A 10,459-nucleotide genomic window follows, 5' to 3' on the forward strand; every position below is an offset into this window, starting at 1 on the left:
TGCTTAGGCCGATTATATGCATTAAAAAAGACGTCCTAAGACGTCTTTTTGGGTACTGCTCTACTCAAATGACCTAACTGATCATTGGCGGTTCAAAAGCCGTGAGTTTGAGTGCTTCACCTGTATATTTCTCAATACGCACCAGCGCCGAGTTAGCAGCACAGCCATTTGCCAAACGAGAGGTTGGAATATCCAGAGTAAGAACATTACAACCACCGTTCTTACATAAGCCTGTCTGTTTATCAAAATCTGGCCATGCACCTTCGTGAATACAGACTGAACCCTGTTTGATTCTGTCAGTGACTTCAGCACCAACCAGCACCTGCCCTCTTTGGTTAAAAGCACGAACAAGGTCACCAGTTTTAATACCGCGCTCAGCCGCATCTTGAGGGTGAATCCAAATAGGCTCCCTGTCAGCAATAGCATATTGCTCTCGAATTGCTGCGTAGTTGAACTGACTGTGCAGACGGTGCGCTGCATGCGCTGTCATTAGCTGCAGCTCTCCATCTTTGGCATTACCTGTATATTCATCCGGAGCCAACCAAGTTGGATGAGGAGGACAGTCCTTGAGGTTATAGCTTTCAATCGTTTTGGAATAAATCTCAATCCTACCGCTTGGTGTACCTAACGGATTTAGAACGGGATCCTCACGAAATGCAGCGTGGCGAACAAACTTAGCGTTCTTTTCATTCCACTTCATTTCAATAAGCTCGTTGTCTTCCCAGAACTTACTGAAGTTCGGCATCGCAACTCTTGCGTTACGACCACCCTGTTGAGCGGCAGTATAGAATCCGTAAAGCCATTCCATTTCCGTTTTGCCTTCGGTATACACATCGTGTCCACCCGGCGCTAACAGTTCAGACATGTCGGCAAACACATCGAAATCGTTACGTGACTCCCCTTCTGGTTCCACCACTTTCTTCATTGGCACTAGATGTTGATTACTGTAGTCACCCGTCATCGTCAGATCATTACGTTCAAACGATGTTGTTATTGGCAACACTACATCGGCATGTTTCGCCGCTGCTGTCCAATACGGTTCAGAAATAACAATCAACTCAGGTTTTTGCCACGCTTTAATCAATCTATTTGTATCTTGGTGATGGGTGAAGTTGGCACCACCTGCCCACCAAATCATCTTAATATTAGGGAACTTACGCTCATGCCCGTTATGCATATAAGACTTACCTGGATTTTCCAGAGCTTCGACGATACGAGCGACAGGGAAACTTTCCGTTGCACCGGACACCGCCCAGTCGTTCCCTGCAGAAGAGCCACCCCCCAAGGAAGCAGAAATCGCAGGAAGTACACCCGCATCGCGAGTTGGGTTACCACCATTTGAATAGTGATAAGAAAGACCAAAGCCTCCACCAGGTAAACCAATTTGGCCAAGCATCGCCGCTAAAGTAGCAATCATCCAGTGTCTCTGCTCACCATATTGTTGACGCTGCATACCCCATCCAGACATCAACATAGTTCGATTCTGAACGAAAATATCCGCCAACAAATCAAGCTGCTCCGCTGGAACACCACAGATCTCAGATGCCCATTGAGAGGTTTTTTCTACCCCGTCTTCTTGCCCCATCAGATAAGCTTCGAACTTATCAAAGCCCGTAGTGTATTTATCTAAGAAAGCTTTATCGTGCTTACCTTTTTTCACTAAGGTATGAGCGATACCAATCATCATCGCCACATCGGTCATTGGATGAGGCGCGATCCATTGTGCATTCTCTCCAAAAAACTCAATGGTTTCTGAACGAATAGGATCTATAGCAATGATGGTTTTCCCGGACTGTTTCAGTTGATGGAAAAACTCAAGCCCTGCACAGTCTGTTGAACTCCACGCGATTTTTAGTGTGTTAACAGGGTTTAATCCCCACAGAACCACTACTTCACTGCTTTCCAAAATCACAGGATAAGTCGTCTGTTGTTCATACACTTCAATGGAACCCATCACATGCGGCATAATGACTTGAGCGGCACCAGTAGAATAGTCTCCGATGTGACCTGAATAACCACCAGCCATACTCATGTAACGTTGCAATAGGGTTTGAGCTTTGTGTAACACGCCACTTGAACGCCAACCATAAGAGCCCGCAAAAACGGACGAAGCGCCATATTGCTTACGAATGCGCATATGCTGTTCATGGATAAGCTTGTACGCTTTCTCCCAAGAAACACGAACAAACTCGTCACTGCCTCGCACACCTTGCGGAGAGCTAGGATTGGCAAGAAAGCCTTTACGCACCATCGGATATTTCACCCGAGCTTTAGTGTACACCTGATCAGGTCCTGTACTCTGCAGGCTATTCGGCATGGTTTGAGCCAGTGCATTTTTCGAGGAAACCAACTTCCCATCTTTCACTTCACATAACAGTGGCCCCATTCGGCCAGCGGTTAAAACGCCACTTCCACGGCTATTTAACGCAGCTACTGAGAGAGGCGAGAAAGAGCTGTACGCGATAGCACCAGCAGTAATACCAGTACCCTTTAAAAAATTACGGCGAGTCAAATTAGTCATAATATTATCCTTCTCTTATACCCTTAGTGACCAACCACATCTTTCGCGTGGTGTTGGAAGAACTTAGTGAGAATTTCTAAGTTTTCGACAGAAATATCTGTACGATCACCCATACTCTTCGCAACAGGTCCCCATGCGTTCACCGTAAAGTGATTCGAAGGTATTTTTGCATGACAAGTCGAACAGTAAACGTTGTCCAACTCTTCTGCGTATGACCAAACAGGGTCTAATGAACTGACAACCGGAGAGTTAATCGCCCCTGTTAACGACACTTTGCGCCATTCATTGCCATAATCATCCGCTTTGTACTCGCCAGCTTGCAGAGCTTGTTGCCCTTTTTCTGTCAATGTCGCCACAATCGCGCGTTGGCCTTCACCCATGTAAAGCACTTGTTCAGCACCTTTCATCTGGTAAGCATCAAGTTTAACTGTACGCTCATCACCATTAACGTCGATCACATTTAACTCTGCAGTTGGATTCAGTTTACCCAAATCTGCCATTGCAATTTCCGTAACGGGATAGACAATTTTCGCATCAGATGGCGTTTTCTTAGTAAACGACATCAATGTATCGAAAGCTTTGCTATCAAGTTCGACTTCAGGTGCAAAGTGAGCAACACCTTTGTGACAGTCAATACAGGTTTGATTTTCTTCGATACCGTATGCGTGCATTTTTGCAGCTTCTCTAGACTGGGCAAATGGCTCCATGGCATCGGCATCATGACAGCTTCGGCATGTCGCTGAATCATTCTCACGGAATTGTTGCCAAACCATCTCAGCCAACTCTTTTCTGTGAGCTTCATATTTTTCAGGGGTATCTATCTTGCCAGTGATAAATTCGTGATAAATATCTTTGGTTGCACGAATCTTGGTAAACAAGTAATCCACTGTATCGGCAGGGATGTGACAGTCTGAGCATTCAGCTCTTATCCCTTTTGCATTACTGAAGTGAACGGAACCTTGGTATTCCTTATAGGGAATTTCCATTGAGTGACAAGAAAGGCAAAATTCTGTATCTGAGGTGTAGTGCATAATAGCCGCACTACCTCCCAACGTTAACCAACCGATACCTATGCCCACCAGCATTAACAAAGCGACGTATCTTTTTTTTATCGACATATTTAGAACCGCTTAAATTTGGAATGTAAAGATAAGTGTAATGTAATTTCTAACACTTTCTAGTTATACGACTTAGATCAAACTCTACCTGTTTAATACAAACTTTATGTATATCGCGTAACTGTCTCATAGGTATTTACGAAAACTCTGACAACGGTCATAGACTTGTTACGTTTTCTCATAGAAATCATTCTGCTGCTGTTGTTTTAACCATAGCCAGATTTGAGATAAATGCGGTTGATAGATATCTCGAACCGCGTTCAACACTACTTCAAAGTAAGACTTGGTCTTTGTCCATCGCCCGATCTTCTATGTTGATGATGACCTGCATATAGGCAAAGATTGAAATCACTAACACAGTCAACCAAACATTGACCACCGCATAGTGGCGGTTTTCGTTTAGATTCAGTGTAGTTCACCGTTGCATATGCACAAATTCAAGTCTGTACTAATTAAATATCATCATTTCTTTTACATTCTTTTATGCAACAAGATTTGGCACCAATCGTTATAAAAGGAGCTTTTGACAAAAAAATAGCCTCTTGAGCAACTTTTTGCTCGATTCAGGCAACTTCTTGCTCAGTTCAGGCAACTTCTTGCTCAAATAGTTTGCGCTCCTCAATAACTAATTGATAATTAATGAAATAAAAGTTGGCACGCCCCTTGATGCACCAAGTGACGTAATCATTTAAAAAAGGAAAAGTTATGCCAACTCCATGTTATATCTCAGTTAACGGTGAAACTCAGGGCCTTATCACCGCTGGCGCTTGTACTGCAGATTCAATCGGTGATTCTTTTGTTGAAGGTCATGAAGATGAAATGCTGGTTCAAGCGTTTTCTCATGACGTTACCGTGCCAACCGACCCACAATCCGGTCAACCTTCCGGTCAGCGTGTTCATAAAGCGTTTAAGTTTACCGTGTCACTCAATAAAGCGGTGCCGCTTTTGTACAATGCACTGTCCTCCGGCGAGAAAATGAGTGAAGTGACGCTCAAATGGTATCGAACCTCCATCGAAGGTAAGCAAGAGAACTTCTTTACCACCAAGCTAGAGAACGCCTCCATTATTGATATCCGATGTGAGATGCCTCACTGTCAGGACCCATCAAAATCAGATTTTACGCAAAACCTCACCGTATCGATGTCTTACCGCAAAATTACGTGGGACCACGTGAACGCGGGTACATCGGGCTCAGACGACTGGCGTAAGCCGGTAGAAGCGTAAGCGCTTTTAATCGTCACTTGACCTTAATAGTCAGCGTCACTTAAGCGGTCGAGATCACCTAAGTGATCTTTACCACAACGTGTTTGCTATCTAGAGAGTGGCTTGTGGTAAAGGTGCTTGGTACACAAAGAGGAATTTGGTATGGCAAGATTGCGTTTTACGTTTCAAGTCGAGGGGCTATCGGAAGCGCTGTTGGTGGTTCGAGGCTTTGATGGGCAAGAATCGCTATCAGACAGTTCGTTTAATCACCGGCGGTGTTTAGGGTTTTGCTATCAAATTAAGCTTGCCAGCCGTCAAGGGAACATAACGCCTGAGCAAGTAGTGGACAGGTTGGCGGAATTGCATGTGTATCAAGATGGTGAGCTAACTCAGCGCGTTCATGGTATGGTGCGCAACTTTACCCAAGGCAATATTGGTCATCACCATACGTTCTATCAAGTGACCTTAGTCCCTGCTTTAGAGCGTTTATCCCTCCGTCACAATAGCCGCATATTTCAGCACAAAAGCTCGGTTGATATAGTGACGACCTTACTGCAAGAGATGGGGATTACCGATTATGCGTTCTCACTCAAACGACAAAGTGAGCCGCGTGAATTCTGCGTGCAGTATCGGGAAACCGATTTAGACTTTGTGCATCGTTTAGCGGCCGAAGAGGGTTGGACGTACTGTTTTCAGCATGATTCGGGTAAGCATACGCTACTGTTCAGTGACAGTTCCCAGTCGCTGCCAACGCTCAGTGAGGCTCTCCCTTATAACAGCAATGCTGGCGGTGTTGCGTCAGGCAATTATATCTCCTCATTCAACAAGCACACTCAAAGCGATGTATCAGAAGTTATGCTCAAAGACTACAGCTTTAAAAAACCGCAATACAGCTTCCTTCAACAGCAACTTGGCGCCGATGTCGCGTATCAACGGGAAGGGTATGAGCACTTTGACGCGCCGGGGCGTTACAAAGATGATGACAGCGGTAAAGCGTTCAGCACCGTACGATTGGAATACTTACGCAGAGAGTCACATCTTGCTTTGGGCAAAAGTAATCACGGTGGTCTTCGGGCGGGTATGCGTTTTGAGCTGGCTGAACATCTTAACACCTCGTTAAACCACCGTTGGTTGGTGGTTAAAGTCAACCACAAAGGCGAGCAGCCTCAAGCCTTAGAAGAAGATGCAACCCAAGGGGCGACAACCTACCACAATACCTTCGAAGTCATACCAGCGACGCAGAATTGGCAAGCCACCCCTCAAGCACAGCCGCAAGTCGATGGTCCAATGATGGCTATCGTTGTCGGTCCCGAGGGTGAAGAAATCTACTGTGATGAACATGGTCGAGTCAAAGTTCATTTTCCCTGGGATAGGTATTCAAACGGTAATGAGCACAGCTCTTGCTGGGTACGGGTTTCACAAGGTTGGGCTGGCGGTCAATATGGCATGATGGCACTGCCACGTATTGGTCATGAAGTGATTGTTTCGTTTTTAAATGGTGACCCTGACCAACCAATTATCACCGGTCGTACGTACCATGCGACCAATACACCGCCCTATCCACTGCCAGAAAACAAAACCAAGATGGTCATTCGCAGTGAGACCCATCAGGGGGAAGGATTTAACGAGCTGAGCTTCGAAGACCAATCAGAGAACGAAAAGGTCTATCTGCACGCACAAAAAGATTTTGAAGCGAAGGTGAATAACGACCACAGCAGCCACATTCACCACGATAAGCATCTCATCATAGAGAACGACAGCTATCAGGACATCAAGCACAATCAACATATCACCATGGGTGGCGAGCAGCGTACTCATATAACGAAAGATAACAGTCTCGTTATTGATGGCAGCGCTCATCAAAAAGTGGGCAGTCTCTACGCATTGGATGTGGGCAATGAAGTGCACATTAAAGCGGGTCAAAAAGTGGTGATTGAGGCCGGAGCAGAGCTGACGATAAAAGCCGGTGGCAGCTTTGTAAAAGTGGACGCGTCTGGCGTGAGCTTAGTTGGGCCAGGTATCAAACTTAACTCTGGTGGCAATGCGGGCAATGGTAGCGGTTTTGGCGGACAAATGGCACAACTGCCGAACGGAGTTGCAAACGTTGAGCCACCAACTCAAACCGCAACGGTATCTTTCCAAGCGCTTCTAAAAGCTGAGAACGAACACATCGCGGCAGTGAAATCCTGTCCGTTACAGTCTTAAGGATGTATATGAAATCGTGGATAACAGAGCAGCACAGTCCCACTTATTGGCTTGCGACCGCCAGTGTTTACCAAGAAGCTATACAACAGTTGCTTTCGATCGATGGTGCTACGCCATTGTTTGACGGTAAATCGTATGAGGTGGTCATGTCACTCTCTCCTTGGCTCGTGCCCGCATCGTCTTTAGCCGAGCTTCATGCCGATACCCTGAATAAAGGTATGATATTAACTTCCAAAGCAGAGACGAACGTGGTATTGGCGCACCTTCGCAGTTTACTCACCGCTGGGCTTGAGGGAGAAGAGGTTCTGTTTCGTTTTTATGACCCACAGGTCATTATGCCTATGCTGGCACTGATGAATGAGATGGACAGACATGCCCTACTAGGCAACCTCACCAGTTGGTCTGCAGTTGGGTCATCAGAAAACCATGAGTCAAACATCATTACCTATTCGAACAAGTCTGATCTTGATTTTTCGGTTAATAAAGCCCCTTGGTGGGTCATAAAGGCAGAGCACTTTGAAGAAAATCAAAATATTCCTCAACTTGCTCATCATATTGAACGGCGTTTATGGGCAACACTACCTCAAGTGATAAGCAAAATGTCTCATCCTAAAAAAACGTTTATCGAAATTTTACAAAATGCTCAAGAAGCTCATGTCAACCAAACGGATGCTCAGTTGATGCTCTTAGCGACTTTGATTGTAAGCCAAAGCGCTCCTATTGAAACCGTCTCAAAAGCACTATCGCTATCATGGGATGAAGAGAAGCGCTTACAGGTCTTGGTGGAGGAAATGGTATGATAATTGGGCCGATAGGAGTCAGCGCGCACTGCGTCCCTTGTGAAAAGTATACCCACTGGATAGAAATCCTCATTCGAGATGAACATAACCAACCTTTTCCGAATGTGAAAGGCATTCTGATTGATAGCACTGACGCGCAATTCCCCATAACGGTCGGTGAAGCGCCCATCTTGCTCACTAAACTAGCACCGGGGCATGTCACGCTGCATTTAGAGACAGAACACTGGCGCAGTGAAACAGAAAAACGCATGCCGAATGATGAGCGATTACCGCAAGTGGATGCGTGGCTGAACGAGTTAGCGTTAGGTTATCAAGATGCCCCACGCCACTACCATCATTACACGATGGGAGACTTTCTCTCCTCAAGAGATAATCGCAAACTGCCTAAGCGTCATCAAGCGGGAAAACTTGGAGAGGTCAAACTGGAGACAGACAAAAGCCATGTAGTGACGGTCCAAGGTTGTCGTTACATCACATTAAGGCTGGGGATGTTCTTTGATGGTACGGCGAACAACACTTACAGTGCGCGTTGGGGTAAAGAACGACTAAACACGTATTACAACGATTGGTTGGGGCTTTATCTGGGCTCAGAGGGACAGGCGCCGGGTTACGATGAAGTCCCGGCAACGCGCTTGCATGAGAAGTGCTTTGAGTACCCTAAAAAACCTGAAAAAGTCGAGGGCAGCGCCAGCAACGAGTTAACCAACATCCAAAAGCTGTTTGATTTGTACCAGAGTAATGAATTTGATCAGACGCAACGCGTGTTTTCTCACGCGCAGTACATTACGGGGATTGGTACTGGTAACAGTACGGATATCGCCAAAGCAGACGAATCGGATTTGGGGCAAGGATTAGGTCAAGGAGATTATGGTGTAATCGACAAAGTTGCTACGGGGATTGAACAAGTTTGCGGTGCCTTTGAAAGCATCGTCACTTTCATCAAACGAGACTCAGGCATCGACCTTGATGGCTTTAGCAAGCTAGAATTTGATGTATTTGGTTTTAGTCGTGGGGCAGCTGCGGCTAGGCATTTTATTAATACCACTCTCGATGGTCAGCGCAGTTTATTTGCCAAAAAGTTTGAGAAAGCGTGCCAACAATTTGAGGTACAGTTGACATCTGATTTTAAGTGGCACAGCAATGACCATTGTGAAGTGATGTTTGCCGGTTTGTTTGATACCGTGGCCGCAGTGGTCGGCTTAGATTTGTCGGCGCACGATAATAAAAACGGTGACGTTCGTTTGTGGCTTGATCCGAAACGGGTTCGTAAAGCAGTCCATTTGGTGGCGCACAATCAAACCGAATATCGTAAGAATTTCAGTTTGAATAAACTCAATCCCGCCCCACAGTTTGACGAGTTGGTCCTGCCTGGTGCGCACTCGGATATCGGTGGAGGATATCACTCTCGTGTAGCTTTCTCACAAGATAAATACTTATTGCCACTGTTAGAAAATAAGCTGATTAAAACCGTCGAAGATGCAAATTTGCCGCTTTTGGGTGTTGCCAAGCGCCTTCAAGCGCTGACAAAGCAGTTAGAGGAAGCGTTAGATTTTGAGGTGAGCCAAGGTTGGTCTCGAAATGATTTTATTATTATCGAACCTAAGGTAGTCGATGTGAGGCGAGAGTCTAGTGTAGCTCAAGGCCACCTTATTTACCGTAAGTGTACAGAGGGAGACTTATCACGTTTATATTTAAGGGTGATGTATGGCCTAGCTGAGTTTGCAGGTGTGCCAATAAGTGACAGAGAATATGATAATGAGGTGTGGAGTTGTACGAAAAGCAATTTTGATGCGCACTTACATTACCCTGTTCAACATGTGTTTAATAACGATATATCTAAGTATTGCTTTCCCTTTAAACTGCTGTGCGAGCAGGCACTAGATACAGCGAAGCAAGGGGATGCGGAAAAAATACAGCAAATGCTAGGCTCTGATGCACAAAGACGTAATTTTATGGAGTTAGGGTTAATTCATCACTCATCTGATGAAAGTAAGTCAATGGGAATATTGAAGCCTTTTAGTCCACATACCATTAATGGGAACTACCAACGTGAGGAGTACGAGTGTGAACAAAATGCTCATATTAACGATTACGGCGCTTATTAGTACCACAGCATGTACCGACCAAGGTTACCCCGATGATGACCATTTTCAGGCGTGGCGGATTGGGGCGGCAATTTCTTATGAATTTCCATCAGGGGTATTACAAGCCTATGGGGTCAATGAGGAAGAAGATTGGACTAGTATGATGTTACCATATGGAAATCTTGTACTTGAGCCTCGTCTGACAATTGAGAACTACCGCCGTTATACTTACTCAGACTATGACGGAAACGTGCTTCCTTTAACGGGGGCATTAAACTTTACCCCAAACCAGTTGGGGAAAGGTAAAAAGTCTCTACCAGACCAGTTATATGTCTACTGGCGTAATAACTCCACGGACTACACCACCGTTGTCGACGTCACCCCTCAAATCAAAGCAGCAATGGTGAAACCTTATCCGCATCCTTGGCTTGAAGGGCAGCATTGTTATCAAACAGAGTTTTTATTCGGCCTATTACCGGATGGGCGTGCAAAATTATGGCTTAAAGGTTGCGACTATTATACCTATAT

At 45.5% G+C, this 10,459-nt stretch carries 7 protein-coding genes; 5 read left to right on the top strand and 2 right to left on the bottom strand.

Translation table 11 applies throughout. The features are described 5' to 3' along the window. Positions 1-73: 73 nt before the first annotated feature. Complete coding sequence (locus HUO09_RS12330; RefSeq protein WP_188234139.1) at positions 74-2,521, bottom strand: molybdopterin guanine dinucleotide-containing S/N-oxide reductase; 2,448 nt, start codon at positions 2,519-2,521, stop codon at positions 74-76. A gap of 23 nt (positions 2,522-2,544) precedes the next feature. Beyond that, positions 2,545-3,639 carry a NapC/NirT family cytochrome c gene (locus HUO09_RS12335; protein ID WP_188234140.1) on the bottom strand — a complete coding sequence of 365 codons (1,095 nt, stop codon included), beginning with the start codon at positions 3,637-3,639 and terminating at the stop codon, positions 2,545-2,547. 705 nt (positions 3,640-4,344) lie between these two features. Here HUO09_RS12335 and HUO09_RS12340 point away from each other — a divergent pair. The 5 genes from HUO09_RS12340 to HUO09_RS12360 form a co-directional block, all read left to right on the top strand. After that, positions 4,345-4,863 (top strand): Hcp family type VI secretion system effector, encoded by a 519-nt coding sequence (locus HUO09_RS12340; protein WP_167413861.1) that lies wholly within the window; start codon positions 4,345-4,347, stop codon positions 4,861-4,863. 141 nt (positions 4,864-5,004) lie between these two features. After that, on the top strand, positions 5,005-7,047 hold the full coding sequence (locus HUO09_RS12345; protein ID WP_188234141.1) for a type VI secretion system Vgr family protein: 2,043 nt from the start codon (positions 5,005-5,007) through the stop codon (positions 7,045-7,047). Between the two features lie 8 nt (positions 7,048-7,055). After that, positions 7,056-7,847 carry a DUF4123 domain-containing protein gene (locus HUO09_RS12350; RefSeq protein WP_188234142.1) on the top strand — a complete coding sequence of 264 codons (792 nt, stop codon included), beginning with the start codon at positions 7,056-7,058 and terminating at the stop codon, positions 7,845-7,847. Further along, positions 7,844-9,952 (top strand): phospholipase effector Tle1 domain-containing protein, encoded by a 2,109-nt coding sequence (locus HUO09_RS12355; RefSeq protein ID WP_188234143.1) that lies wholly within the window; start codon positions 7,844-7,846, stop codon positions 9,950-9,952. The genes HUO09_RS12350 and HUO09_RS12355 overlap by 4 nt, the downstream gene beginning before the upstream one ends. Further along, on the top strand, positions 9,921-10,459 hold a 539-nt coding region (locus HUO09_RS12360), incomplete at its 3' end, for a DUF2931 family protein (protein WP_188234144.1). The genes HUO09_RS12355 and HUO09_RS12360, both read left to right, overlap by 32 nt.

This window comes from Vibrio sp. Y2-5, assembly GCF_014596725.1.
Lineage (GTDB): Bacteria > Pseudomonadota > Gammaproteobacteria > Enterobacterales > Vibrionaceae > Vibrio.